Below are 25,778 nucleotides of genomic sequence, written 5' to 3' on the forward strand. Positions count from 1 at the left end.
TACTTCACAGAATCGATTCTGCCAAGTATAATGATAAAGGATAAATTTCATCAAATACCAGATGAAATGAAAAAATAGAAAGCGAAGTGAGATTATGGGTCGTAAATGGGCAAATATCGTAGCTAAAAAGACTGCGAAAGATGCAAACAACAGTAAAGTTTACGCTAAATTTGGGATTGAGATTTATGCAGCAGCGAAATCAGGTGATCCTGATCCTCACTCAAACCAAAAATTAAAGTTTGTTATCGATCGTGCAAAAACATATAATGTACCTAAACATATTATTGATCGTGCAATTGAAAAAGCAAAAGGATCAGGAGATGAGCAATTTTCTGAGCTACGTTATGAAGGATTTGGGCCGAATGGTTCAATGGTTATCGTTGATACTTTAACAAATAACGTAAACCGTACTGCTGCGGATGTGCGCGCTGCCTTTGGTAAAAATGGCGGAAATATGGGTGTATCAGGTGCTGTTTCTTATATGTTTGATAATACAGCATTATTTGGTTTTGAAGGAACAGATGCAGATGAAATTTTGGAATATCTAATGGACAAAGATATTGATGTGCGCGATGTGGAAGAAGAAGATGGACAAATTATGGTTCATGGGGAACCAGAAGATTTTCATGTAATTCAACAAGCATTAAAAGAAAAAGGAATAGAAGATTTTAACGTTGCTGAAATGGAAATGATTCCACAAAATGAAGTAACATTAACTGGAGAAGATTTAGAAAAATTTGAAAAAATGATTGATGTATTGGATGATTTAGAAGATGTTCAAAAAATCTTCCATAATGTTGATTTAGGTGAATAAAAAGAAGTTGTTGAAGGAATTCCTTCAACAACTTCTTTTTACTCTAGATTTTGCTCTGCTTTACGAGCTTCTGCAGCATAGTATTCTTTGACAGATAAGCCGTGTGGTAAAATAGTAACATCGGGATAACCGGTTAAACTCTTTTCTTTATTTAAGGTAATTGATTCAATGAATTTTTCTGGTTGGTGAATCCGCACATGTTCTACCCATTTAAAGCTATCAATGGGAATTTTTGGTTCAGGTCTAGTGTGTTTCTTTGGAGTAGTTGGAGGAGATGCTTCCGTTTTTTCTATGACGGTTTCAGTTGTTGTTTGCTTTAGTACAGGTGATGAAGGCTGGATATTTGGGATTTGATTAGAAATTTTCAAAGTAACTCACACTCCTTTTTATGGTTACTAATGTTATCGGTTACTTTGGAAAGAAACTTAAATAAAATAGACTAGAAATGCGTTTATTTTGATTGTTTGTTATAATGATAAAAAGGATGTGATTAGATGCCAAATCGATATGCAAAGAATTGGATGGAAGCTTCTAAAAATCTCAGAACAGGTAAGAAAAAAGAGAGTCCGTTTGGTAAAAAAAAGATGACGATTAAAGAAAAACAAGCTCAAAATCGTCGCCGAGGATTTTTAGCGGGTGCTATTCGTGAATTGATGAAGAAAAATTAGTTACTAAGGATGAGGCGTAAAAGCCTCGTCCTTTTGTAAGCAAATTTCAAAATTACAGTAGTTTGACATTCGTACTTTATGGTATGATAAAGAAAATATGTTCTATTATGTAACAGGGGGATGAGCAGTGGAGGACAAAATTGTATTACAACCCTTTGATCGGATTTTAAGTGGCTATGATCGTTTATCTGAAGTTGCAGTTTCAATTGAAGATTGCGGAAAACTTTATCGAAAGTATGAGTCAGTAGGAGTCCAAGGGTATCGGGTATGGAGTTATCAAGGAGCAAGCTATTTAAACCATTATTTACATTGTTCTGTTGATCGAGTTCCGACACTGATTTATAAAAATAAATATTTGATTCCGCTAATTTTTCGTTCTTCTAGAGAATCAGAAGCATTGTTTGATGCGCCATATCGTATGACGGGCTTTTTTTATTTGTTAGATTGGATGGTTGCGCATCGACCAGAGAAAGCGTTAATTGATTATGACAAAGAGAAAGAAAAAGAAGTTCTTTATTGGGTGGTTGATAGTGCGTATATTGCGTTTCGTCTTTACGAAATTACAGAAGGTGCTGGTTTCCCATTGAGCCATTTTCATTCGGTCAGTGAGTTTGAAAATTGGAATCGTATTTATAGTTTAATCAATAGTGACAGAATTGGTCGTCATAGTCGGTCGTTTGACCAAAGTAACCTCATGCAATTATCAGAACTACAAATGATTTTAAAGATAGTAAAATTAAAATACCCAAAAACAACGTTATTTGTTTAAAGAGAAGCTGATTATGTTCAGCTTTTTTCTTTGTTGTAAGAAAGACTAACTATATAAAGTCAAGTGAAAACAAACAAAATTTTCTGAATGAAAAATAGCAAATAAGTGCATCACAAATAAACATCAGAAAGACTAATTTTTTTATTACTGACGAATTTCATAAGGTTCATTCTTTGTTAGAATCGCATGAATAATATAGCATAGCTTTCTTGAAACAGCGCCAATCGCTGTAAGATGGTGTTTCCCTTCTGCTCGTTTCTTGTCATAAAAGGCTTTGAAAACTGGATCGCATCTGGAAGCAATAAGTGCCGCTTGAAACAACGCTTTTCTTAAGTAAGGAGACCCGCGTTTACTCATCACGTTGTGAGTGGCTTCATATTCACTAGATTTCGAGACAGAAGCATCGATTCCTGCGTAAGCTACTAGTTTTTTAGGATTGGAAAATTTCTGAATATCACCAATTTCACCCAAAATCGTGGCGCCAAGAACAGGTCCAATGCCAGGGACGGTCTCTATGACCGAATGAAGAGAAGCCATTAATTGTGCAATTTCTTCTTCTGTCCGTTTGATTTGTTCTTCTAAAAAACTAAGTTGATCAATCATGGAACGTAATTGAAAAACGAAGGCATCTTGTGCAAAGCGAACACCAAAAGAATGAGCTGCGACTGTTTTCAGTGCTTCCGCTTTACTTAGTCCAACACGACTTCGACTCGCTAAACGGAGTGTTTCGGCTAATGTTTCGGCAGAAACTTGATTGAATTCATCAGGGGAAGAAAACTCAGATAAGACGGCTTTGGAGGCTTTGCCAAAAATGCCAACTTTTGAAAACACCTTTTCATATTCAGGAAAGACTTGGTCTAAGACGGCAATGATTTTTCGTTTGAAATCGCCCGCTGTACCAACTAAGTATGAGCGATAACGAGTCAATTGACGTAGAGAGAAAATAGTTTCATCCGCTAAAGCTGTTTCGTTGAACGAACCATAGCGAATTAAATCGGCAATTAATACCGAATCAATAATATCGTTTTTTCGTTTACGAATTTCGGTCCCTTTTCTCCAGCCATCGGTTTGAATTGGATTGATGACATGAACAAGAAACTGTTGTTCGTCAAGAAATGAGAAGAGAGCTAACCAATAGTGGCCAGTGGCTTCCATTCCAACTAAGAAGTCATTTGTGGAATCAGAGAAAGAAGTGAGGCGTTCTAAAAGAGCGTGAGCACCGTCTAAAGAATTCGCAAAAGAAAAACCTTTAAGTAGGACTTTTCCTTCTGCATTCATGAGAGAAGCGACGTGAGATCGTTTGCCAATATCAATACCTAGATACAACATAAGCACACCTTCTTTACAAAATTTGGATTGATTGCCACTCAACTGAAAAGCGTCACTACCTTGTTCTAGATACGGAGTAAGGCATTTACCTTCAACATCTAACTCATTCGTAAACAGCTTAACAGAGAGAGGGATTAGTCTTTCGATTACGAGTTTTAAAACTCAAGGAGAAAACAATCTACCTCTCAATCCATTAAGTATATTTTCTCAAATAATTGAGTAAATACCAAATAAAAATAACAAAAGGTTCCTAAGGTTCTCCTCTAAAAATCGGAAAATTAAAACCTTAAATATAATATACAAGGAGATAGAAAAATGAAAGAGTCGGAGGAGCCGATTTATTTATTGAAAAAAGGCAAGAAAGGCTTATTGCAACTAGTCTTTAGTCGTTTAGGGATTGTTATTGTCTTTTTACTTTTACAAATTTTTATGTTAGTGGCATTATTTCAATACGTTTCCACGAATTATGTCCATGTTTTTTATGGTGGGGCAATTGTTGTAACCATTTTTGGTTATATGTTTTTATTGAATAGTGCAAGTGATAGTAGCGTCAAACTGACATGGATGGTCTTGTTTACGGTTCTTCCCATTATTGGTATTTTCTTTTATTTTTATATGCGTCTAGAATTAGGTCATCGATTAGAAAAGCGTCGCTTGATTCGTTTAAAAAATGAAAGTAACAATCTTATTCAAACAAGCCCAAATGTCAAAGAGAAAATTAAAACTGAGAAAGATTTACTTGGTATTGCTACCTTTTTATCAGGAACAGGCTCATATCCAGTTTATGAAAACTCTGAATTAGTTTATTTCCCAACAGGAGAAGATAAATTTGCCGATTTATTAACGGAGCTAAAGAAAGCTGAATCTTTTATTTTCTTAGAGTATTTTATTGTTGGTGAAGGCAAAATGTGGGGTTCTATTTTAGAAATTCTTATTGAAAAAGCAGCAGATGGTGTGGAAATTCGTTTTTTATATGATGGATTTAATGAATTTTCATTATTACCACATAGTTACCCCAAAAAATTAGCTAAATTAGGAATCAAATGTAAAGTATTTGCACCAATTCATCCCTTTGTATCAACCGTCTATAATTTTAGGGATCATCGGAAAATCTGTGTGATTGATGGGAAGGTTGCTTATACAGGTGGAATTAATTTAGCGGATGAGTATATTAATGAATTGGAACGTTTTGGTTATTGGAAGGATACTGCAATTAAAGTCAAAGGCGAAGCAGTTGACAGTTTTACATTGATGTTTTTACAAATGTGGGCCATGGATGATGGTGTGTTAGATTTTGAACATTGGTTGCAACGTCCTCAACCAGAAATAAAAAAATCAGGCTATGTGATTCCTTATGGTGATGCACCTTTGGATGATGATCGTGTTGGTGAGTTTATTTACTTTGATATTTTAAACAAAGCAACTGAATATGTACACATCATGACTCCTTATTTAATTTTAGATGGAGAGATGGAGACCGCTTTGCGTTTAGCAGCGAAGCGAGGTGTCGATGTAAAAATTATTTTGCCACATATTCCAGACAAAAAATATGCTTTTGCCTTAGCAAAAAGCCATTATAAAAGTTTATTACAAGCTGGTGTTAAAATTTATGAATTTACGCCAGGTTTTATTCACGCAAAAGTTTTTGTTAGTGATGACAAAAAAGCAACGGTAGGAACTATTAATTTAGATTATCGTAGTTTTTACCATCATTTTGAATGTGGATTATATATGGAAAATGTTGAGACGTTAGTCGATATTGAAAAAGATTTTCAAGAAACTTTAGCGCAATCTCAAGAAGTGACCATGCAAGATGCCTTGAAAGAAAAAACTTCTACTAAAGTTTTAGGATGGATGTTGAAAGTTTTTGCGCCATTAATGTAAAAAAAGCTCAAGTTCAATGGCTGAACTTGAGCTTTTTTTTAAATTGCTTGATAAGTCAGTGGATTGGCGCTAACTAGTAATGGACTTTTTTGCCCAACAGTGATAAGCGATAATTCATGCATAGCACGAGTAGCGATTGTATATAAAACTAGTTGATCTTGTGCTGTTTGAAAATTCTCTCCGATATTCCAAGCAAAGACGCGGTCAAACTCTAAACCTTTGGCCAAAAAGGCTGGAATAATCATAATCGAACGTTTCATAAAATCTTCTTCGGAAACAATTAATTGGACTTTTGATTTCATTTCATCTGAAAGCTCCGCATATAATGCCTCGCATTCTTCAGTTGTCTTCCCAATAATTGCAGTACGCCAGTGTTGCTGCTTATTGGCCTCTTGTAATTCATCGCATAGCCAAGCGAGACTTTCTGCTAATGTTGCTTTTTCTACAAGACGAGGTAACGGCCCTTTTCGTGCAGTTGTTTGCACTTGATCTTCTTGAGATAAGAATTGATTAGCGAACTGTGTGATTTCTTCTGTTGAACGATAGCTAGTCGTTAACTGGTAACGAGTGACTGTTTGTTCAGGAAATAAAGTATCCAATGAATGAACAATTGTTTCATTTCCAAAAACTTTTTGATTCAAGTCGCCACACAATGTCATTCCAGCACGAGGGTAAAGCTCACGTAATAAAGCGACTTGTGCAGGTGGAAAATCTTGCATTTCATCAATAAAAATGAAACGTGCTTTTTGTTCAACGTGTACTGGGTACAAGCGACGTAGTAACAAAATAAACAATAAGGCATCTTCTTGAGATAGCTGTTTGTTTTTCAAATGTTGACGTGTTTGGTTACTGGCTGTTGCCCAGTCTTCGCTAGAAATACTTGCGTTGGCTAAGAGTTTTGGCTCGATTTGTTTTAGAAAATGTAAATATTGTTTAGGGAAATTAATAAATTGAAAACGTTCCACACCACGAGTTAACGCACGGAATTTTTTACGTACGATTTGCCGACGAACTTTATTGAAAAGCTGACGTTCCTTCTCTTCAGAATCTTCCAAGTTAGGATCATTTTCAAAAATTTCTTGTACCTTTTCTCGAGTAGCTTCTTTAACCCAAGCCTTTTTTGCTTCGTCTTTTTCTAAACCACCAATTTTTTTCAAGACTTTTGTTTGTAATAACTGTGTCCGTTGGTAAAGTGGTAATTGCTCATTGGTTTGTTGATACCATTGGCGTAATTGCTCTTTAGTGATGTATGTTTCACCTTTAATTTTTAAATCGCGGAACAATGGACCAAAGGCTGTAATTCCTTCTACATAGCGGGGGATTTGGTGAACCAAAACTAACCCATTTTTCAGTTTTTCTATGCGGTCATTGGCACCTGTTAAAAACTGTTCTTCTTGTTGCTCTTCTTGAACAATTTCATAGTTAGGTAATAAATTTTGTAAAAATGAACGGAATGTTCGAGTTGGGACTTCGCTTTCACCTAATGATGGTAATACCATAGCAATATAGTCAGAAAAAAGATGGTTTGGTGAAAATAATAAAACTTGTTGGTCATCCAACCATCTACGATTGCGATAAAGAATAAATGCAATTCGTTGTAATAAAGCAGAGGTTTTCCCACTACCAGCAATTCCTTCAATTAAGATAACTTTATTCGTAGTGTCACGAATAATTTGATTCTGAGCTTTTTGAATCGTTGAAACGATATTCTTCATTTGTGAAGAGGATGCTTCGTCTAGGATTTCTAATAAAAACTCATCATTAATGATTTCCGATGTATCGACCATTGAAAGCAATTGCCCGTCTTGAATTTTAAATTGGCGTTTTAATAATAAATCCACTTCAAATTCATCATTGTCTGTTTGGTAAAAAGTAGTTCCAAGTTCGCCTTCATAATACAAATTAGCAATCGGAGCGCGCCAATCAATGACAATAGTATTCTCTTTGTTGTCTCGTAAAGAAGCAATTCCTAAATATAAGGTTTCTTTTGCTTCATTGCCTTCTGTAAAATCAATACGTGCAAAATAGGGACTATTTGCCATAGTTGTTAAAGTTTTGATTCGCTTTTCTTGTGATTCGGCTGTTTTATAACGGAGCATCAGTTCTTGTTCATGTTGTTGATACTCTAGTACAGATTCATAAAATGCCTCCTCGGAGCCAATATTAATTTTTTTATCGGAAATTTCTTTTAACTGTGAGTTTAAAGAATCTTCTAGCGTTTCTTGTTGCTTTTTGATCATTTCTTGCTCATTGTGAATCACTTGAATAGTAGATTCGACATGTTGTTGCTCTAGTAAACGTTCGTTCATGCAGACAACCTCCTAAAAAATATAGCCATAAAATTATAGCATATAACGACTATCAATGGGATTAAAACGTGCTAAAATGAGAAGAAAAGGAGAGGGTTAGTTGCGAAGCGAAAAAGAAATGATGGCATTGATTTTACATACTGCGAAAAAGCTTGGAGTAAAGGCAGTGGCACTTAGCGGATCACGAGCAAATCCTAAAGCACCTCGTGATCCATTTCAAGATTATGATATTGTCTACATCGTGGAAAATAAAGAAGAACTGTTAGAAAATAGAACGTGGTTAACGACTTTTGGTGAAGTGCTAGTTATGGAGACACCTGAAGAGATGGTATTATTTCCTCCAACATTGGGTGAATGTTTTACTTTCTTAATGTTATTTAAAGATGGCAATCGAATTGATTTAACTTTATGCCCTTCGTCCTATGTAAAAGCATGGGTAAAGGAAGAACAACTTTTTCAAGTGCTTTTTGATCCAGAGAATATTTTGGCATCAGCACCAAGCTTAGGGGACGAAGTTTATTGGACAAAGGGACCTAGTGAAGCGATGTTTCAAGACTGTTGTAATGAATTCTGGTGGGTGTCAACATATGTGGTTAAAGGGCTAGTTCGTCAAGAAGAGGTTTATGCTAGTGACCATTTGTATGGTATCTGTCAACAAGAATTGCTACGACTATTAAGTTGGCACGTTGTCTTGGAAAAAGGTCCATTGAATGTTGGAAAAAATTATAAATATTTGTTTACTAATTTAGAAAAAGCTTATAAAGAACGATTTCAAAAATTACTTGATTTTACAAGTACGGTAAAAATCACCGAATCGCTTTTATTGACGCAAGCTTTTTTTCATGAGCAAGCACAAATTTATGCTGAAAAAACAGACTTTCACTATGATAAACAAATTGCAGAAAATGTAATGGATTATACGAAAAAATGGCTAAACTATTGAAAGCTTTTCAGAAGTTTCTTTTTGTACAGTCGGTTTTTGACGCTTGCTTTTTATAGGTATCCTTTTGTGATTTGTGTACAGCTCTTATTGTAGAAGAAATTGTATCCGCAAAATATTTTAATAGGAAAGCTTGAATTTCTAGGTAGTTTCTTTTTCATACTCTTATTCCTGCTATTGATAGAAGTGATTTCATGAGTTAACTCTTCAATAATTAGCTGTGTTATACTGAAATAAAAAGGAGTGTGCTAATGTTACTATTCAAACAACCTTCTATGAAATATGCAGCACAAATTAAACAGTATAAACAAGAGTTTCAGAACAATAACGATACAATTGACGGAAGTTCTTTTTTAGAACAGATGTCCTCAATAGAACAATGGCTAGAGCTGTTGGAACTATTTTATTCAAAAGATACTGTGCCAGAAAATTATGCTCCTTCTGAAACATGGTTAGTCATTAGAAAAGAAGATGATTGTCTAGTAGGAATGAGTAATTTACGGTTTGAACTAAGTAATAGCTACTTAGAGAGTTTCGGTGGACATATCGGTTATTCAGTACGACCAAGTGAACGAAAAAAAGGATATGGAAAAATTATTTTAAACAAAACGCTGATGCAAGCGAAAAACCATGCACTTGAAAAAGTGCTAGTTACTTGCAACGATGTTAATGTAGCATCGGCTAAAATCATTGAAGCCAATTACGGTGTTTTAGAAGAAAAAGTAGTCGATACTTCTGATCAGATGTTAGTGAGACGATATTGGATAACCTTGTAAGGGACAATTATGGTTGTCCTTTTTATTTATGTGATTGTTTCTGTTACACATTCATGAAATTTTCATTTTTTATTTAAAAAAACCCAAATTTTTTGTATACTCCTAGACTATCTTGATTAGGTATTCTATACTATACTAGACTATTATTGTGGTCAAAGCGGGAATTTGATTATGAGATAGATAATTAAATATTTAGATAGGTGGATTTATATGTGCGGAATCGTTGGTTTTGTGACGAGCAAATACTCAATAGAAGAAAAAAAAGAACAAATTAGCCAAATGATGGATCGAATTATCCATCGTGGACCGGATAGTTCTGGTGAATTTGTAGACGAACACGTAGCGCTAGGTTTTAGACGTTTAAGTATCATTGATTTAAAAAGTGGCGATCAACCTATTTTTAATGAAGATAGAACAAAAGCGATTATTTTTAACGGAGAAATCTATAACTTCCAAGAATTAAGGAAAGAATTAGAAGCTAAAGGACATATTTTTACTACAAAAGCAGATACTGAAGTAATTTTACATGGATATGAAGAATATGGGAAAGATATCGTCAAAAAATTACGTGGGATGTTTGCTTTTGCTATTTGGGATCGTGAAAAGCAAGAATTATTTGGTGCCCGTGATCATTTTGGAATTAAACCTTATTACTACTATCAAGGCAATGATACGTTTATGTTTGGTTCTGAAATTAAAAGCTTCCTAGATCATCCTGATTTTATAAAAGAAATCAATCCTAGAGCTTTGAAACCTTACATGACCTTTCAATATTCAGCAATCGACGAAACATTTTTCAAAAATGTTTACCGTATTCCAGAAGGGCATTATTTCTTCGTACGTAACGGTGAATTAGAAATGACTCAATACTGGGATGCTCAATTCTCAGAAGAAGATATGACATTAGAACAAGCAATTGATTTAATTGATGAAGCTGTTCAAGAATCGGTTGCAGCTCATTCAATTAGCGATGTAAAACTGGGAACTTTCTTATCTAGTGGTGTAGACTCAAGTTTTGTTACATCGGTAAGTAAACCAAATTATACATTCTCAATTGGTTTTGGGGATAAGAGCTATAATGAATCACATGAAGCAAAAAAATTAACTGAACGTTTAGGTTTGCGTAATTTTTCAAAATTAGTAACAAGTGAAGAAGCTTTTGCAGCCTTTCCCAATATTCAATATCACTTGGACGAACCAGCATCAAATCCTTCATGTGTCCCATTGTATTTCTTAGCAAAATTAGCTCGTGAACAAGTAACTGTGGTCCTTTCAGGAGAAGGTGCAGATGAATTATTTGCTGGCTATACAGATTATGGTTTCGCTACAAAAGCAAAATCAGTCCGTGTTTTTGCAGAAAAACTGAAAAAATTACCGAAAAAATCGCGTTATCGTTTAGCACGTACTATTAAGAAGATGCCAAACTTCAAAGGAAGCTTGCATTTATATAAATCATTAGCACCAGCAGAAGACTTCTTTATTGGTCAAGCCTTTGTTTTTGAAGAAACGGAAGCTGATATCTATTTACAACCTAATTTCCGTAAAAGCGAAACAGTTCGTGAAATTGCCCAAAAACAATATGATAAAGTATCTGATTTACCAGAAGTGAAGAAAATGCAATATTTAGATATTCATCAATGGATGCCCAAAGATATTCTATTAAAAGCAGATAAAATGACAATGGCTCACTCTTTAGAGGCTCGTACACCGTTATTAGATATTCGTATGATGGAATTAGCAGAACGTATTCCTGTGAAATATTTATTGAATGCTGAAAATACAAAATATGCTTTTAGAAAAGCGGCTAATCGTCATTTACCAGATGAATGGGCAGACCGTGAAAAATTAGGTTTCCCTGTACCAATTAAAGATTGGTTACATGAAGAAAAGTTCTATAAAGAAGTGCGCGGTGTATTCGAAGCAGAATTTGTCTCTGAATTTTTCGATCAAGAAAAAATTCTTGATATGTTAGATAAAAACTATACTCAGGAAATCGATGCGCGTCGTAAAATATGGACAATCTATTCTTTCTTAGTGTGGTATAAAGTTTATTTTATTGACGAAAAATAAGAAAGAGGATGTCTTGTATTTCTTGATTTGTGTTATACTGATGAAGATATTATGCTGGTTGTAATTACAATCGACGAAATCATAGAGACACAACATAAATCAGCTTGGGAAATTTTGAAGTATCTAATTCAAGAATGAATGAACGAAAGAATGTGATTTTAACAGTGAATGAAAAGATTAAGGAACAATTTCAACCTATTTTATTAGGTAGCGATATCAATGTTTATGGGATGGCGCGTTCCTTCTATGAAGAATATGGAATTGTCTCAGAAGCCCATAGCGCTGCTTTCCTGTCTGCAACAAAGTACAGTAAAATCGTAAACGTACATGCGCACCAAGGTTTCAGTGAACCAGAAGGATTTATTCAAACAATGCGCGAATTGATGAAGCAATATGCGAACGATTCACGTAAATTGTTATTAGTTCCTTGTGGGGATGTCTACACTGAGTTAGTAACTCACTTTAAAGATGAATTATTGCAACGATTTATTTGTCCAACAGTAGATGCTAAAACGCAAGAAGTGTTATCAAATAAAGTTTCATTTTATGAAACCTGTGAAACATACGGTTTGCCGTATCCGAAAACACTGATTATTACAAAAGAACTTTTTAAAGAAACGCCCTCAGTAGTATTACCATTTGAATTTCCAGTGGCTTTAAAACCAGCAAACAGTGTGGAATATTTGGATATTGATTTTGAAGGACGTAAAAAAGCTTTTATTATTGATACTCAAAAAGAACTTGATGAAGTATTAGCCAAAATTTATCATGCAGGCTACACTTCAGAAATGATTTGCCAAGATTTTATTCCTGGTGATGACTCACGTATGCGTGTTTTAAATGCATATGTTGATCAACAGCATAATGTTCGTATGATGTGCTTAGGACATCCTTTGTTAGAGGACCCAACGCCACAATCAGTTGGAAACTATGTTGCTATCATGCCTGATTATAATGAAGCTGTTTGTAAAAAAATTAAAACTTTTTTAGAAGAGATTAAGTATTCTGGTTTTGCAAACTTTGATATGAAATATGATGAGCGTGATGGCGAATATAAATTATTTGAAATTAATTTGCGCCAAGGACGTAGTAGTTTTTTTGTGACTCTAGGTGGATATAACTTAGCCAAGTATCTAGTGGAAGACTATATTTTAGAGACACCTTTTACTGAAACTGTTTATGGTAAAGGCGATAAATTATGGATTGGTGTACCAAAACGTATTTTGAAGAAATATATTGCTGAAGGATCTGATAAAGACGAAGCAATGAAGTATTTAAAAAATAAACAATATGGTTCAACCATTTTTTTCAAAGAAGACATGAGTATCAAACGCTATTTACTTGTACAACATATATTTTACTCGTATTATGGAAGATACAAAGAATACTTTAGAAAGAAATAGATGTGTATGAAAAATTTTTTTGCAATTTTAGGTGGAATGGGCACATTAGCAACTGAGAGTTTTGTTCATGTGCTAAATGAGCGGACACCCAATCATTCAGATCAAGATTATTTGAATTATGTATTGATCAATCATGCAACCGTACCTGATCGAACAGCGTTTATTTTAGGAAAATCAGAAGAAAGTCCGCTTGCTGCTTTAAAAGAAGACATTGATCAATATTCAGTTTTAAATCCAAACTTTTTTGTGCTAACTTGTAATACAGCGCATCATTTTTATGATGAACTAGTAGAAGAAATGACTGTTCCATTATTGCATATGCCACGTCTAGCGGTTCAAGCTATTTTAAAGAAATTTGCTGACTTAGAACGTCCAATTCGTGTGGGTGTCTTAGCGACAGAAGGGACGATTCAGTCAAAAGTATATGAAAATGAATTGAATGCTTTTGAGAATATCGAGACGATTATCCCTAAGCAAGATATTCAACAACAAGTAACAAATTTAATTTATCGAGATATTAAAGAGCGTAATTTTTTGAATGAAGAATTGTATTTCGCTATTTTGGATCAGATGATTCACGAACAACAATGTGATGTGGTTTTGTTGGGATGTACGGAACTTTCTTTAATGCAAGAAGCAACAAGAAATGAGTTCTATCCAATTGTTGATGCTCAATCGGAATTAGTGGACGAAACGATCCGTTTAGCATTAGAGTATCGAGCAGATAGTTAAAACTATCTGCTTTTTTTAGTGACTTTAGTCCGTTTCACTCGCAGAGCGTGTGAAACAAAAAAACCGCGCGCTTATAGGCGTGGACGAAGTAGCTTTAGCGATAAAAAACTCCTTTCGATATACTAATAAGTGGCTACCAACCGCTTATCAAATCGAAAGGAGTTTTTTTATGTCTACTGATGATAAAAGTTTATCACATACAAGATGGAATTGTAAGTATCCTATAGTTTTTACACCGAAGTATCGACGGAAAGTAATTTATGGACAATTAAGAAAAGATATAGGAAGGATTTTACGAAGACTATGTGAGATGAAAGACGTGGAAATTATTGAAGCCCATGCTATGCCGGATCATATTCACATGCTAGTGAGAATTCCACCGAAAATGAGTGTTTCAAGTTTTATGGGTTATCTAAAAGGAAGAAGCGCAACGTTAATCCATGAGCAATATGCAAATCTGAAGTATAAATATGGCAATAAGTCATTTTGGTCCAAGGGCTACTATGTAAGCACGGTGGGATTAAATCAAAAGACGATTGAAAAATATATTCGAGAACAAGAAGCAGAGGATCGCATAAGAGATAGTATAAGTAAAAGAGAGTACGTGGATCCATTTAAAAGTAAGAAATAAATAAAGAGGCGAACGATGAGCGGTTGGCAGTCTTTAAAAAAGCTCCTTTTAAGGGGCAGCGAATGACGACCTCTTCTAGAGGTGATAAAAAGCCACCCGTTTTCACGGGTGGATATTTACTTGCAAAACTTTAAGAAGTGAAACAAATTTGACAAGTCATTATTCGTTTATACTGCTGGAATGTTAAAAAATTTTTACCCAAATTGGTATCAGAAACAGCTAGTATTTTTTTATAACTAAACTTGTTTTTTCGGCTATTTAACAATAGCTTCATTCGGTGAGAAAGGACATATCTATTTTAAATGCTTGATAGCCAATTTCAAGGATAAATAATTCTTCTATAACTTCTATGAGTTCGCTAGCTGAATTTTAAATTAACTGTAAAGAAAATTGACATTAGTACAGTCTTCTTAGTCAAAAATCTTTTTTGCTGTAGATTAGATTGGCTGCAGTAATTACAACTAATCGTTTATAAATCGCTACCCTATTAGATTGCGTTTAATCACCTCGTTGCTTTATACTAATATCCAATTGAAGTATACTAAAAGAAAGTAGGTGATTTTATGGGAAGTTTAACAATTAAACGAGCATATGACGCAGTCCAATTAGTTGATGGTAAGCGAGTTTTAGTGGATAGAATTTGGCCAAGAGGTATTAAAAAAGAAAAATTACAACTAGATTTATGGGCAAAACAAATTGCACCAACTAAAGAGCTTCGACAGGAATTTAACCATGAGCCAGAAAAATTTCAATGGTTTACAAAAAAGTATCTTGAAGAATTGGCAGAAAATTCCTATACATCTGAATTCGTAACCACTGTCAAAAAATGGCTTCAAAATCAGAATGTTACTCTGATTTATAGTGCAAAAAATCCTCAATATAATCAAGCACAAGTTTTACTTGAATTTTTACAAGAACAGCTAAAAAAATAGTATAATAAAGGCATGCTTATAAAGGAGGAACGATTATGCCATTTGTCCATATTGAGTTATTAGAGGGAAGAACACCTGAACAATTAGAAGCAATGATGAAAGAAGTAACAGAAGTAGTTCATAAAACAAGCGGTGCACCAAAAGAAAATATTCACGTTATCATCAATGAAATGAAAAAAGGAACATATGGAAATAACGGTGATTGGAAATAAATTTGTTTCTTACTTGCAATTTTCTGCAAGAAATGGTTAAATAAGACCATAATTGATTGATGAGAAAGACAACTGCACTTGAGAGTCTTCAATAAGAGAGGAAAAGCTAGGCTGAAACTTTTCTAGAAGAAAACCAAGGAATGACCACTTTCGAAACTTTTGTTGAAGCAAAAGCGGTCGTACCGTTATCACGTTTGAGGAACACGTTTATTTAGAGTGTTTAAAATTAGGTGGAACCACGAAAGTATTCGTCCTAGTACCGTATTACGGTACTAGGACTTTTTTTGTTGCAAGTCATCTTATAATAGATAAAACAGGAACTTGTAGCGTGGTTGCTTTTTTATCAATCAATAATTGAAGGAGGCAATAGCATGTTAAAAATTACTTTTCCAGACGGTGCTATAAAAGAATTTGAATCTGGAATTACAACAAAAGAAATCGCTGAAAGTATTTCTAAAAGCTTAGCTAAAAAAGCATTAGCTGGAAAATTCAACGGAGAATTAATTGACTTAGATCGAACAATTGAAGAAGATGGTTCAATTGAAATCGTTACACCAGACCATGAAGAAGCATTAGCTTTATTACGCCACTCAACGGCTCATTTAATGGCAAATGCTATGCGTCGCTTATACCCAAGTATTCATTTTGGTGTAGGACCAGCAATTGATTCTGGATTTTATTATGACACTGATAATGGTGAGCAACCAGTGACGGCCGAAGATTTACCAGCTATTGAAGCTGAAATGATGAAAATCGTAAAAGAAAATAATCCAATCACTCGCCGTGTTTTAACCAAAGAAGAAGCACTAGAATTATTTGCTGGTGACCCTTATAAAGAGGAATTAATTAATGAATTACCAACAGATGAAGTAATTACTGCTTACGAACAAGGAGATTTTGTTGACTTATGTCGTGGCCCACACGTGCCCTCAACTGGACGCATTCAAATTTTCAAATTGCTTTCTGTAGCTGGTGCATATTGGCGTGGCAATTCAGACAATCATATGATGCAACGTGTTTATGGAACGGCCTTTTTTGATAAAAAAGACTTAAAAGAGTTTATCCGTATGCGTGAAGAAGCGAAAGAACGTGACCATCGTAAACTAGGAAAAGAATTAGACCTATTTATGTTGTCACCTGAAGTGGGTTCTGGTTTGCCATTTTGGTTACCAAAAGGAGCAACTATTCGTCGAACAATCGAACGTTATATTACTGATAAAGAAATTAGCTTAGGTTACCAACATGTTTACACACCAGTTATGGCGAATGTAGAATTTTACAAACGTTCTGGTCACTGGGATCACTACCATGAAGATATGTTCCCACCAATGGATATGGGCGATGGAGAAATGTTAGTTTTACGCCCAATGAACTGTCCACATCATATGATGGTCTACAAAAATGATATTCATTCTTATCGTGAATTGCCAATTCGTATTGCAGAATTGGGGATGATGCATCGCTATGAAAAATCTGGTGCACTTTCTGGTTTACAACGTGTACGTGAGATGACCTTAAATGATGGCCATACATTCGTTCGTCCCGATCAAATTAAAGATGAATTCAAACGTACGTTGGATTTGATGACTTCAGTTTATGCAGATTTCAATTTAACTGACTACCGCTTCCGCCTAAGCTATCGTGATCCAAAAAATACTGAAAAATATTTCGATGATGATGCTATGTGGAATCATGCGCAAGCAGTGTTAAAAGAAGCGATGGATGAGTTAGAATTGGATTACTTTGAAGCAGAAGGTGAAGCTGCTTTTTACGGTCCTAAACTTGACGTTCAAGTAAAAACTGCATTAGGCATGGAAGAAACACTATCGACTATTCAATTAGACTTCTTATTACCAGAACGTTTTGACTTAACATACGTTGGTGAAGATGGTGAAAATACACATCGTCCAGTTGTTATTCACCGTGGAATTGTCTCAACAATGGAACGCTTTGTTGCTTACCTAACAGAAATGTACAAAGGCGCTTTCCCAACTTGGTTAGCACCAATCCAAGCAACAATTATTCCTGTTTCTGTTGAAGCTCATAGCGATTATGCCTACGAAGTCAAAGAAATGCTTCAAACAAAAGGCATTCGTGTAGAAGTAGATGATCGTAATGAAAAAATGGGCTACAAAATTCGTGCTTCTCAAACTCAAAAGATTCCTTACCAAATTGTAGTAGGTGATAAAGAAGTGACTGACGGTACAGTCAATATTCGTCGTTACGGTAGTAAAGAAACAGCGGTTCAATTGTTACCAGAATTTATTGAAGCAATTGTTGCTGATGTGAATAATTTTAGCCGTTAATAACAAATGTAAAGAAACTATTTACGTACAAAAAAGATAAATACCCAAACGATAGGAGAAAACCTCTTTAGAGGAATATCACTATTGTTTGGGTATTTTTTTTAAAGATTTGTCTGTCAATTTAGGATTTGTTCAATCAGTCGTTTCAAACTATTACAAGCAATTTAGAAAGTCATGCTTATTAGGATCACGATTCTTTGTTATGAATGAGTAGCTCTGCTATTGTTTCTGCAAGATGTTGATAGTCTTGCTGCGTGAGCAATCCTTGAATGAAGATTTGTTGCTGATACGAAGAATTTGTCATTTCAGGATATTTTGTTGTTCCTACGATTAAATGGCTTTCTTCCGGATTATTCACAAAAACAATATTATATTTACTGGCAAAATAAGTTTTTATGCCATTTTTGACGTGTTCTAAGAATAAATCAGATAAATCTGTGTATAGATAGATGTTTACTCTAGGTAAAACTCTCTTCGCTGATAATAAATATTGGCATAATAATAAGCTTTGTGTTTCAAAATGATTGTGTACCCAGTCTCCACATTGCTTGGAAAAATCATTTCGTAGTTTTTGAACAGAGATGAAGAAATAGGGTTGGGTCTGTTCTTTGATGTTGAAGCCAATACCTGGAAAGGACAGGAGTAACTTTTGATCTATTTTAAAAAAGAAGCTCCCTAAGTATGATCGAATAAAATTTTGATAAATGAAATCAGCTTGGGTATCGTCAAACGGCGCAACATGTTTTTCAAAAAGAGCAATCCAAAGTTTGTAATCATGCTCCAATTCAGGTGCGTAAAGATTACTAAAATCTAAAGAGATTGTATAGTTCGACAAATTGGAATTATGAATCATTAACAAAAGGAAATACCATTCTTCATTGTTCCAATCAGTAAGAAAATCAGGTTTAGCTGGAAAACCTATGTCTTTGATAAAAGGAAACTTTACGTCTTTAAAATGGAAGGGACAGTTCCTTTCAATCGCAGAACAACAGATAAATAACTGTAGACCTAAAATTTCTTCTTGGACAAAAGTAAAGTTCAAATGCAATGATTGATTGATTTGATTAGCTAGCTTAAAATATTTCTCTTTATTTTCTAACCAAGGAATATTTGATAATTGGCGATGTATCATAAATAGGACAAAAAAAGAAAAACAACGAATAGTTGATTCTTTCCCTCGAATTTTTAATTGATGTGAGACGGTAATATGTAAATCATAATTGTTTATGGTGTTATTAATTTCTTTCACTTTTCTTTTAATAGTTGAAAAACTGACAAAATAATGATTACTAAAGTCTTTAACTGAAACCACTCGTTGCGTAAGTACCTCTTTCAGAATACAGTAGGCAACGTCTTCAGATGTCATCAAATTGAATAAATCTTGAAAACTACAAGTGGGGTGCCTTAATAAGCGAAGACCATGTCTTTTATTAATAATTAATGTCATTTCTTTCTCAGAATAACACTCTTTTATGTAATCTTGTAGTTTCTTACATAATCTTTTTACTTGTGTAATGTTAGAGTAACCTAGTGAAAATAATAAGGTTTCACTTGAAATATAATCTATTTGGTTATCTAGTACCTGAACAATATCAAACATCATCCACACAGATGAATCAAAACCCAGCATATCTTCCTCTCCTTATTGTGAAAATCTACTATTTCAATGATAACTTATTTTCTGCTATCTTCTGTGTTCTAAAATGGAATATCAGAAAGTGCGAAAACGAGATTTTTAGAAATATTAAAATCATATTAGAATATTAAAATTAAGTAATGCTTTAAAACAGCTAATTAATACTATTGACGAAGAAAATAAAATTATAAAAAAGAGACATTTTGAATGGAATGTCTCTTTTTGATATTTCTGAGAGCTTGATTGTGGAATATATCGCAGAGCTTAATTGTTATAAGATAAAAACGAGAAAGGAGGATAAGAATGAGAAAGAAAAATATTGTGGGATTCGTTTTACTAGTTTTGGTCATCAATCTGTTGTTGCCATTAGCTGGCGCATATCAGATCTTTGCTGACGAAAATGATACAAGCTCAGAGAAGTTAATCGATACGTCTGAGTTAAAGGTTAACTATAGTGCAAGTGAGACGAACGGAAAAATCAATTGGAAATTTGATTATTCTTATCATGGAAAAGATGCTGCAAAACAAAAATTAAAATTAGCATTTAGTGCCAATGGGGAAAATATTCCTTTCCAATCAATCACTGGTTGGAATACTGAGAATGGATGGTTTGTCCAAGATGAGTTCTCAGAAACTACTACTGGTACAGTAGAATTAGTCACTGATTATTCAGTTGAAACGGCCATGTTAAGTATACAGGCAGATGAACTGTCTGATAATGAAGCTATTCAAACTGATGTGCTGACAACTGAAATGGCAGGTCCGTATCAATTGCGGATTCCAGTTAGCAAACAAAAAAATAAGGCGAATTTTGTTGAATCAACTTCTACAGTTGACTCTGAAACGGCAACAAGTGAAAGTCAAAAAGTTGTAGAAAATCAACCACCAGTAACTACTAGCTCAGATAGTACGCAAAAGTCACTTGATAGTATAGAGACATCTGAAACAACGACTATTTCTGAAAAAGAACAACCAGAAGCTAATAGTAGTAGTACTGAAAGTGAAGTATTTGAGCCTATAGGGAATTTCAGTAAGCTAGAGGCTTTTATTAATTCAACGAATTATCCGAATATCAGTCCTGAATATACGACTAATGAAACAGGCACTTATCCAACACATTATTGGAATCCAATAAATAATCAAACAGTCAGAAATCATCAGGGGAAAAAATTTGGTACAAATAGCTGGGATGGGCGTAACTGGGATGGAAACCCAGATAATGTCACGGATTCCTACATCGAATATGGTGGTACGGAACAAAATGCTGATTTGGCTATTCGTAAATATGCCAAAGAAACGAATACTCCAGGATTATATGATGTCTATTTGAATGTACGAGGGAATCAGAAAGAGAATATTAAACCGATAGATATTGTTTTAGTTATTGATATGTCTGGGAGTATGAATTCAGATGTTAACGGAGGAAACGACCGGGTTGGAGCAGTTCGTAAAGGGGTGCAAGAATTCTTTAAGGCAATTAATCAAGCAGGGATTGGTAAATACGTAAATGTTGGTTTTGTCGGTTATTCTAGCTCAGGAAGGGGATATATTGATTTAATCAAAAAAGATATTGCACCTGTATCCAATAATCAACATGTAGCAAATATCAATGCTGACTTGGGGAAAGAGTTTAAAGGTGGAACGTTCACTCAAAATGGAATTGAAACAGGTCATGAGATGCTTCGAAAGAGTACGAACGAGAACAAGATGATGATATTACTAACGGATGGTGTTCCTACATTTTCAAGAAAAGTAACCCAAGCAATTAGAGAAAATGGTACCATCTATGGAACAAGCTTTAGTTCTGATTTGGATACGCCAGGAAGTACATCTGAACTTAGAAATAGTTATTCCGTTTCAAACATCCGTATTAGTGATACTTGGCCAGCGACTTTAGGTGCCGCTAAAATAGCTAAAGATGGAGGTTCTATTATCCATACATTAGGTATCCAATTAGGTTCCGACTCAGATTACTTAACTAAAGACCAAGTACGCGCACGAACTAGTTTGCTTGCTTCGCCTGGTTTTTATCGAGATGCAGAGACTACTGCGCAAGTGACAGATTATTTAGTCGAGCAAGCTAAAACTGTGGCTGCTTCGTTTAATACGATTGTGAATGGTTCTATTTCTGATCCAATCGGCACGCAGTTTAACTATGCTTCGAGTGATGTATCTGTTCGTAGTGTAGGAAAGACTACTGTTTCAAATTTACCTACTGCAACAATTTCTAATGGAAAATTAGATGTAACAAATTTGAATTTAGGAAAAGGTCAAGAAGTTCAATTTCATTATCAAGTGCGTATGAATACTGAAGATGAGAACTTTACTCCTGAAAAATGGTACCCAATGAATGGACCAACGAAATTAACACCAGATGGAAATGACCCAACTAATCAACTAGATTTTGGCGTTCCTTCTGCAAAAGCACCTGGTGTCAAATTGAATTTGAAAAAGATTTGGGAAGAATATGATAAAGACTCATCCAGTCGTCCAGAGTATTTAGATTTTTCTGTTAAACGTAGCCCTACTATCAATAATCAAGCATGGCAAACGGGGTATCTTCGACTAACGTCTTCTGAATCGGATACTTGGGAACGACAGGCTATTGAAAAAGTTTCTAAAACCCAAGGTGGTCAAGAAACAGTATGGTTACCTAAATTTAATAACCAGGGAGAAGATTTTACTTATAAATTTTCTGAATTAAATATACCTGATGGCTACGACGCAACTTCTAATGAAGAAGGTACTGTTTGGACGAATAAGAAGAAGTTTGTGCCGTTAGGATTACAAATAGTTAAAGTTTCTGACCAAGACTCGCAACAATTAAAAGGTGCACAATTTAAATTAACAGGTGGCAATCTACCAGCTGATGGGGTGCTGTTAACAGATAATGAAGATGGAACCTATCAATTGCCAGATGAAACCAAACTTGAATTAAACAGTGAATATACTTTACTTGAGGTTCAAGCACCAAAAGGTCATGTATTATCTAATAATCAATGGATTGTCAAAGTGAGTGATACAGGCGTAGTAACTATTAATAATAAAAAAGATGGTATTACAATTGAAGAAAATACGATTCACTATACTATTGAAAATCAATTTGAAAAATTAGTAATCACAACTGAAAAATACGCCAAAGAAAATAATGAGCAACTAGCAGGTGCACGTTTAACTTTAAGAAAGTACGAAGACAATTGGAATGGCTTAGGGGCAGTAGTAGGTCAACCTGATGATTTGATTGCTAATGATAAGACTTCAACTAAGTCTCTTGCACCTGGTTTTTATAGTCTTCAAGAAACAGTTGCCCCTACCGGTTATCAAGTTGATGATACCCTCTTTAAATTTCAAGTAGATATTGAAGGAAATTTAAAAGATGAACAAGGGAACATTATTCAAACGAATACACGCCCTTCATCCGATGGTTGGTATCTAACTAACGACAATGACCAAAAAGTAGTTGTTTTTGCCAAGTATAACCAATTACGTAAGTTTGAATTTTCAATCCTGAAAAAAGATGCACAAACAAATAAAAAACTTGCTGGTGCAGTTTTTGAAGTACGAAGACAAGGGGAAGATCAGCTACTTGCAAAATTAACGACTAATAAAGAAGGAACTGGAAAATTTAGTACGGCTGATACTGATGAAGTATTTTTATTTGAACCAGGTACCTACTTGATAAAAGAAGTAACAGCTCCAGATGGTTTTGTTGTACTTGAAGAAATGTTTGAAGTGGTTATTTCTGATAAAGGACTTGTTACTGTTAAATATGGAAATCAAGCAATGAATGAAGAGGAAGTTCAAGTTTCTTTAGAAAATGAAACGAATAATACTATTGAATTAACAATTGCCAATACGCCAAAAGGCTTACTGCCAGCAACTGGTGGTCAAGGGAGAAAGGCATTTATTATTAGTTCAACAATTATAGTAGCTATCGGAGTTGCACTTGGTGGATATTATATTTATCGCAATAGAAAGGAGATAGATTAAGATGAAAAAAACTTTTTCAACTGTCATAATCCTTCTTGTTATTTCTTTTGCGTCAACGGCTTTTCCAACTCTTATTAATGCCGATGAAAAAACGCCATCGATTGAATTTATTTTACACAAAAAAATGTATGAAGATTCAAATGCTACGCCAGATTATAGACAAAACACTGGAACAGAAATGGATTTTAGTAATGAAGCAACCTACGGATTGAACGATGTGACATTTGAAGTTTACGATGTTACAAATTGGGTTTCCGAAGAATTACAAACAAAACCATTAGAAACCTTGATGGCTGATGTAATGAATACAAAAACGCAAAAATTACAAGAAAAATTTTCTCGTGATACAGATAATCCATTGCTTCAAGAGATAGTAACAACTTCCGTAGCTGATGAAGCAGGCGTAGCTATTGTGGATGTAAATCCAACTGTGAATAATAGTGCCTATCTATTTTTAGAAACGAGCGCACCCACAATAGCTGGGCAAGAGATTCATGAATTAGCTGCACCAATGCTTGTCGTATTGCCAATTGAAAATCCATCGGTACCTGGGAGCTATCTTTCAACAATTCATCTATATCCTAAAAATTTTGGATTTGATGAGCCAGTGAAACCGACAGAACCGCCTAAACCTTCAAAACCTGAGGAGTCAACACCTGGCAAGCCAAGTAAACCTAGCAAGCCAAGTCAGCCTGGCAAACCTTCTTTACCAGTTACTGGAGAAGCAAAATCGATGATTAGTATTTTAGGGATTGTTATTCTCGTGATTGCTTTTCTACTTTATCGAAAACAATTAGTCAATCGTAGTAACAAGAACAATCAATGAAAGTTTTAAAAAAATGACTATCCAACATTATACAATGAAAAATTAGGAGGAAAATAAATGAAAAAGATGTTAAAAAGTATTTTTATGTCTTTATTAGTATTACCGATATTTGTGGGAGTGTTTGGTTCTGCAACCGTTTATGCAGATGATGCCAAAGTTCCTGTGACATTACACAAGGTGATTTTCAATGATGAATATCCAGAGGCCTATCCAAGTCAAAATACAGGGAAAGAAATTGCCGATTTTGGTGGAGAAGCGTTACCAGGGGCTGTTTTTACTGTTTATGATGTAACAACAAAATACCATGAATCAGTTAAAAATACTGACCAAGCAACAGCGCAAGCAGCAGTAATTAAGGACTATACTGCCAATCCAACTGATTTTGCTAGTTTAACTAGTGTTACAACGAATGAACTTGGAGCAGCAACTTTTAATTTACCGGAAAAAAGTGGCGGATTAGATGCTGTGTATTTATTTGTTGAAACTAAAACTCCAGGAAATGTAACAGTTACAAAAAAAGCAGCACCAATTGTACTTGCTTTGCCAGCCTATGCTTTTGATGCAGCAACAGAAAAGTTCACAGATGAAAAGTTAAGTCATGTACATTTATATCCAAAAAACATCACATCAGAAGATACAAAAACAGTTCAAAATATTGATGAGTTCAAAGTAACAACCGAAGAGGGTAATGTTTACAACATGGAAAGAGGACAACAACTTGATTTCCGTTTAACGTTAAATATTCCTGAGGACATTGCTGATGTTGACTATTCTGTCACAGATACACCAACAGGTGGTTTACAATTTCTTGCAGACTCTTTAGTAGCTGGTGGTTTAACTGTAGGTGATGATTATACAGTTACTCCAAATAATGATGGTGGCTTCACGCTAACATTAAATTCAACTTCAGAAAAAGTTCAAGCTTTAGCAGGTAGTACCTTTACTGTTGATTACAAAATGGAATTAACAAAAGACTTGGTTCCGGATGCTATTGAAGGGAACAAAGCAACTGTCACAATTGATGGTACACCTCAACCAAAAGTGGAACCAAAAGAAAAATTCCAAACTGGTGGTAAAAGAATAGTTAAAAAAGATGCCCATACTGATAAAACGTTAGCAGGTGCCGAATTTGTAGTAATTAATGAAGATGGCAAATATGGCGAATTTGAATTGAATACTGCTGGTACAACTTATGCTTTAATTGGCTGGGCAGATGAAGCAACAAGTAAAAGTACAATTACTTCTTTAACGGATGGTTCTTTAAATGTTGTTGGTCTAAAAGATGGCGAATATACGTTAAATGAGACTAAAGCTCCTTCTGACAAATACGTAAAAATTCCTGATGGCACGATTAAATTTGAAGTTAAAGCAGGAACTTATGAAGATGCACAAATTATCACAGTACCTAATACACCTAAAGGTTTATTACCATCAACCGGTGGTAACGGAATCTATGCTTTTCTAGGAATCGGTGCGGCACTAATGTTAGGTGCATACATTTGGTTCAGAAAATCTAAAACACAAGCAGAGGTATAGTAGGAAATTAGATTT

Annotated in this window: 20 protein-coding genes; 16 read left to right on the forward strand and 4 right to left on the reverse strand. The window is 34.6% G+C overall.

Annotated features, from left to right (window positions below):
• Positions 1 to 94: 94 nt before the first annotated feature.
• Complete coding sequence (locus tag AC4BC5_RS13075; protein WP_490495796.1) at positions 95 to 814, forward strand: YebC/PmpR family DNA-binding transcriptional regulator; 720 nt, start codon at positions 95 to 97, stop codon at positions 812 to 814.
• Positions 815 to 852: 38 nt separating this feature from the next.
• Here the strand turns inward: AC4BC5_RS13075 and AC4BC5_RS13080 are convergent, their stop codons facing one another.
• Complete coding sequence (locus tag AC4BC5_RS13080) at positions 853 to 1,182, reverse strand: hypothetical protein (protein WP_490495797.1); 330 nt, start codon at positions 1,180 to 1,182, stop codon at positions 853 to 855.
• 126 nt (positions 1,183 to 1,308) lie between these two features.
• On the opposite strand from AC4BC5_RS13080, the gene AC4BC5_RS13085 reads away from it, so the two are divergent.
• Both AC4BC5_RS13085 and AC4BC5_RS13090 read left to right on the forward strand, forming a co-directional pair.
• A complete protein-coding gene (locus AC4BC5_RS13085) occupies positions 1,309 to 1,482 on the forward strand; it encodes a hypothetical protein (RefSeq protein WP_490495798.1) in 174 nt (57 codons plus the stop codon).
• Positions 1,483 to 1,609: 127 nt separating this feature from the next.
• Positions 1,610 to 2,251, forward strand: coding sequence for a hypothetical protein (locus tag AC4BC5_RS13090; RefSeq protein WP_490495799.1), 642 nt, complete (start codon positions 1,610 to 1,612; stop codon positions 2,249 to 2,251).
• Positions 2,252 to 2,395: 144 nt separating this feature from the next.
• Here the strand turns inward: AC4BC5_RS13090 and AC4BC5_RS13095 are convergent, their stop codons facing one another.
• Positions 2,396 to 3,580: an IS110 family RNA-guided transposase gene (locus AC4BC5_RS13095; RefSeq protein ID WP_490495800.1), complete on the reverse strand. Its 1,185-nt coding sequence runs from the start codon at positions 3,578 to 3,580 to the stop codon at positions 2,396 to 2,398.
• A gap of 315 nt (positions 3,581 to 3,895) precedes the next feature.
• Here AC4BC5_RS13095 and cls point away from each other — a divergent pair, with 315 nt between their 5' ends.
• The gene (gene cls, locus AC4BC5_RS13100) at positions 3,896 to 5,464 is read left to right on the forward strand and encodes a cardiolipin synthase (RefSeq protein WP_490495801.1); all 1,569 of its coding nucleotides are present in this window, start codon (positions 3,896 to 3,898) and stop codon (positions 5,462 to 5,464) included.
• Between the two features lie 38 nt (positions 5,465 to 5,502).
• Here the strand turns inward: cls and helD are convergent, their stop codons facing one another.
• Positions 5,503 to 7,773: an RNA polymerase recycling motor HelD gene (helD, locus tag AC4BC5_RS13105; RefSeq protein ID WP_490495802.1), complete on the reverse strand. Its 2,271-nt coding sequence runs from the start codon at positions 7,771 to 7,773 to the stop codon at positions 5,503 to 5,505.
• Between the two features lie 100 nt (positions 7,774 to 7,873).
• Here helD and AC4BC5_RS13110 point away from each other — a divergent pair, with 100 nt between their 5' ends.
• The 9 genes from AC4BC5_RS13110 to thrS all read left to right on the forward strand — a co-directional run bounded on the left by AC4BC5_RS13110 (position 7,874) and on the right by thrS (position 17,775).
• Complete coding sequence (locus AC4BC5_RS13110; protein ID WP_490495803.1) at positions 7,874 to 8,716, forward strand: aminoglycoside 6-adenylyltransferase; 843 nt, start codon at positions 7,874 to 7,876, stop codon at positions 8,714 to 8,716.
• A 248-nt stretch (positions 8,717 to 8,964) separates the two neighbouring features.
• Positions 8,965 to 9,489, forward strand: coding sequence for a GNAT family N-acetyltransferase (locus AC4BC5_RS13115; RefSeq protein WP_490495804.1), 525 nt, complete (start codon positions 8,965 to 8,967; stop codon positions 9,487 to 9,489).
• A 210-nt stretch (positions 9,490 to 9,699) separates the two neighbouring features.
• On the forward strand, positions 9,700 to 11,559 hold the full coding sequence (gene asnB / locus AC4BC5_RS13120; RefSeq protein WP_490495805.1) for an asparagine synthase (glutamine-hydrolyzing): 1,860 nt from the start codon (positions 9,700 to 9,702) through the stop codon (positions 11,557 to 11,559).
• A 134-nt stretch (positions 11,560 to 11,693) separates the two neighbouring features.
• Complete coding sequence (locus AC4BC5_RS13125; protein ID WP_490495806.1) at positions 11,694 to 12,962, forward strand: carboxylate--amine ligase; 1,269 nt, start codon at positions 11,694 to 11,696, stop codon at positions 12,960 to 12,962.
• A gap of 6 nt (positions 12,963 to 12,968) precedes the next feature.
• Positions 12,969 to 13,694 (forward strand): aspartate/glutamate racemase family protein, encoded by a 726-nt coding sequence (locus AC4BC5_RS13130; protein WP_490495807.1) that lies wholly within the window; start codon positions 12,969 to 12,971, stop codon positions 13,692 to 13,694.
• Between the two features lie 169 nt (positions 13,695 to 13,863).
• On the forward strand, positions 13,864 to 14,325 hold the full coding sequence (gene tnpA, locus AC4BC5_RS13135) for an IS200/IS605 family transposase (protein ID WP_490495808.1): 462 nt from the start codon (positions 13,864 to 13,866) through the stop codon (positions 14,323 to 14,325).
• A gap of 563 nt (positions 14,326 to 14,888) precedes the next feature.
• Positions 14,889 to 15,257: a DUF488 domain-containing protein gene (locus AC4BC5_RS13140; RefSeq protein ID WP_490495809.1), complete on the forward strand. Its 369-nt coding sequence runs from the start codon at positions 14,889 to 14,891 to the stop codon at positions 15,255 to 15,257.
• 35 nt (positions 15,258 to 15,292) lie between these two features.
• Complete coding sequence (thmT, locus tag AC4BC5_RS13145; protein ID WP_490495810.1) at positions 15,293 to 15,469, forward strand: 2-hydroxymuconate tautomerase; 177 nt, start codon at positions 15,293 to 15,295, stop codon at positions 15,467 to 15,469.
• Between the two features lie 371 nt (positions 15,470 to 15,840).
• Positions 15,841 to 17,775 carry a threonine--tRNA ligase gene (thrS, locus tag AC4BC5_RS13150; RefSeq protein ID WP_490495811.1) on the forward strand — a complete coding sequence of 645 codons (1,935 nt, stop codon included), beginning with the start codon at positions 15,841 to 15,843 and terminating at the stop codon, positions 17,773 to 17,775.
• 187 nt (positions 17,776 to 17,962) lie between these two features.
• On the opposite strand, the gene AC4BC5_RS13155 is transcribed toward thrS, so the two are convergent.
• Positions 17,963 to 19,405 carry a helix-turn-helix domain-containing protein gene (locus AC4BC5_RS13155; RefSeq protein ID WP_490495812.1) on the reverse strand — a complete coding sequence of 481 codons (1,443 nt, stop codon included), beginning with the start codon at positions 19,403 to 19,405 and terminating at the stop codon, positions 17,963 to 17,965.
• Positions 19,406 to 19,714: 309 nt separating this feature from the next.
• Here AC4BC5_RS13155 and AC4BC5_RS13160 point away from each other — a divergent pair, with 309 nt between their 5' ends.
• The 3 genes from AC4BC5_RS13160 to AC4BC5_RS13170 are packed head-to-tail and all read left to right on the forward strand — an operon-like array spanning position 19,715 to position 25,763.
• Positions 19,715 to 23,401, forward strand: a complete 3,687-nt coding sequence (locus tag AC4BC5_RS13160) for a SpaA isopeptide-forming pilin-related protein (protein ID WP_490495813.1) — start codon at positions 19,715 to 19,717, stop codon at positions 23,399 to 23,401.
• Position 23,402: 1 nt separating this feature from the next.
• A complete protein-coding gene (locus AC4BC5_RS13165) occupies positions 23,403 to 24,227 on the forward strand; it encodes a pilin N-terminal domain-containing protein (protein WP_490495814.1) in 825 nt (274 codons plus the stop codon).
• A gap of 57 nt (positions 24,228 to 24,284) precedes the next feature.
• Positions 24,285 to 25,763 (forward strand): SpaH/EbpB family LPXTG-anchored major pilin, encoded by a 1,479-nt coding sequence (locus tag AC4BC5_RS13170; RefSeq protein WP_490495815.1) that lies wholly within the window; start codon positions 24,285 to 24,287, stop codon positions 25,761 to 25,763.
• Positions 25,764 to 25,778: the final 15 nt, after the last annotated feature.

The sequence above is a fragment of the Enterococcus sp. AMC2644 genome, assembly GCF_058216475.1.

Coding starts and splice junctions, on each gene's coding strand:
- AC4BC5_RS13140 (WP_490495809.1), top strand. CDS start 14,889: ATGGGAAGTTTAACAATTAAACGAGCATATGACGCAGTCCAATTAGTT.
- helD (WP_490495802.1), bottom strand. CDS start 7,773: ATGAACGAACGTTTACTAGAGCAACAACATGTCGAATCTACTATTCAA.
- AC4BC5_RS13115 (WP_490495804.1), top strand. CDS start 8,965: ATGTTACTATTCAAACAACCTTCTATGAAATATGCAGCACAAATTAAA.
- AC4BC5_RS13170 (WP_490495815.1), top strand. CDS start 24,285: ATGAAAAAGATGTTAAAAAGTATTTTTATGTCTTTATTAGTATTACCG.
- AC4BC5_RS13165 (WP_490495814.1), top strand. CDS start 23,403: ATGAAAAAAACTTTTTCAACTGTCATAATCCTTCTTGTTATTTCTTTT.
- cls (WP_490495801.1), top strand. CDS start 3,896: ATGAAAGAGTCGGAGGAGCCGATTTATTTATTGAAAAAAGGCAAGAAA.
- AC4BC5_RS13125 (WP_490495806.1), top strand. CDS start 11,694: ATGAATGAACGAAAGAATGTGATTTTAACAGTGAATGAAAAGATTAAG.
- AC4BC5_RS13155 (WP_490495812.1), bottom strand. CDS start 19,405: ATGCTGGGTTTTGATTCATCTGTGTGGATGATGTTTGATATTGTTCAG.
- asnB (WP_490495805.1), top strand. CDS start 9,700: ATGTGCGGAATCGTTGGTTTTGTGACGAGCAAATACTCAATAGAAGAA.
- tnpA (WP_490495808.1), top strand. CDS start 13,864: ATGTCTACTGATGATAAAAGTTTATCACATACAAGATGGAATTGTAAG.
- thmT (WP_490495810.1), top strand. CDS start 15,293: ATGCCATTTGTCCATATTGAGTTATTAGAGGGAAGAACACCTGAACAA.
- thrS (WP_490495811.1), top strand. CDS start 15,841: ATGTTAAAAATTACTTTTCCAGACGGTGCTATAAAAGAATTTGAATCT.
- AC4BC5_RS13130 (WP_490495807.1), top strand. CDS start 12,969: ATGAAAAATTTTTTTGCAATTTTAGGTGGAATGGGCACATTAGCAACT.
- AC4BC5_RS13075 (WP_490495796.1), top strand. CDS start 95: ATGGGTCGTAAATGGGCAAATATCGTAGCTAAAAAGACTGCGAAAGAT.
- AC4BC5_RS13095 (WP_490495800.1), bottom strand. CDS start 3,580: ATGTTGTATCTAGGTATTGATATTGGCAAACGATCTCACGTCGCTTCT.
- AC4BC5_RS13160 (WP_490495813.1), top strand. CDS start 19,715: ATGAGAAAGAAAAATATTGTGGGATTCGTTTTACTAGTTTTGGTCATC.
- AC4BC5_RS13085 (WP_490495798.1), top strand. CDS start 1,309: ATGCCAAATCGATATGCAAAGAATTGGATGGAAGCTTCTAAAAATCTC.